The sequence below is a fragment of the Vibrio sp. 10N.222.49.A3 genome, assembly GCF_041475145.1.
Classification (GTDB): Bacteria; Pseudomonadota; Gammaproteobacteria; order Enterobacterales; family Vibrionaceae; genus Vibrio; species Vibrio tasmaniensis_A.
The window spans coordinates 1-1,466 of the sequence record NZ_JBFRVM010000315.1 but is presented as its reverse complement, the minus strand read 5'-3'; the positions used below and the strand labels follow the sequence as shown (position 1 = coordinate 1,466).

Here is a 1,466-nt window from a genome sequence, read left to right as displayed (position 1 = left end):
TAATTTACCTATTGAAAGAAATTCAACTGGAACTTCCGTTCTTCAACGGTATCCAGTCTGTACTTTGTAGTATTGAAGAGCGGAGTTACGCTGCTTCTATCTAAAAACATCAGAAACAATAAAGCTTGAGAAGTACAATATCCTCTCATCATTTTTTGCTTTGAACACATTATTCATCATCGGTAAATCTATCTAATTTCTATTTAGACCGTCAACCTCCTTCGGTAATCACACCACTCCCAAAAAGTGAACACTAAGGCGATCTTTTCCCAGAGCACACCCAGAGCACAGTCCCAATGCATGGCGGCATAACACGTCTCTGGACAATTCCGTGTTATATGTATTGTTAAATTAGCATTTAACGGATTACTTTAGGTACAGCAAAACCCCTAATAGTGGTCAAATTCACTTAGCCACTACAGAACAAAAAATATATTGATACAGTGCATTTACTAGGGGAGCATTCAACAACCTCTGCTCTAACGATGAAGAGGTGGACACTTCACTGCAAAGTTTTCGCATACTCGCGCATAACTCTGGCATTGTCCGCGTACTCTTCATTACCACATGGTTCACCGTTGTTGCTGATCAGAGGGCTTGAATAAGCAGGGACAACCTTTTCAGAATAACTCATGACTGTCCCGTAGTTAGAACAATGAAAAGCTCCAGAATAAGGTTTTACTTTACTTCTATTTGCAGCAAAGACCTGTTCCATGATCCAAAAGTCTCCACTTTCAGAGTTAGGCCGTTCATGCATTGCCCACCCTAAATGTCCTAGCTCATGTTCTAGCACGGTAATCGGGAAGTCCTCCGCAAGCAGTACAAAGCTGTCGTTCAAGTTAACCATTGTCATCCCATTAATCTCCTCTTCGATGACCAATGGATGATTATCACTTAAAACCAAAACGTACTGCTCTTTTGGAGCGTCTAAAAACGAGTTTACCTTCGAAGAACTGATTGCTTGTTTTAGGTCTGAATGCACAGAGGAGATAGACATACTGTCATGAGATATTGATACAGAATGGCTATCCTTGAACACACGAGTTATAGGGATGCATGAGTTAGACAGTATCGTATTAGACATCTTTACCGCTTCTTGCAATCTGCCTTTTAACTCTTCCTTGTTACCAATCTGATTATCAATATAAAAGGTGACATTGGAATTAACGCTTCTTTCTTCTTCGCACTCCGGGAAAGTAAAATTTGGTTTCGTATTTCTTTGGCTGTGCATAATTATAATTACGATCACAATAGAAGCGAGAGTTAAATTTCTTTTAGTCTTTTTCATGAATCCCTCGGTCGCTATTGAGCGTTAAGTCATTAAATGTTTTAAAAAGAATAAACCCGATACTAACAATAGGGAATAATTACCACCACTAATTATTTATCGGTCACTACGGTGATATAGGCGACCTTAATGATTAAATTATGTAATTAGCTTTTTTTGCTTCTTGCATGGCCAATGC

1 protein-coding gene is annotated in these 1,466 nt (G+C 38.9%); it reads right to left on the bottom strand.

Annotation, left to right across the window (positions count from 1 at the left end):
* Positions 1 to 502 precede the first annotated feature (502 nt).
* Entirely contained in the window at positions 503 to 1,288 is a 786-nt protein-coding gene (locus AB4589_RS25340; protein WP_017101220.1) for a hypothetical protein, read from the bottom strand.
* Between the last annotated feature and the right edge of the window lie 178 nt (positions 1,289 to 1,466).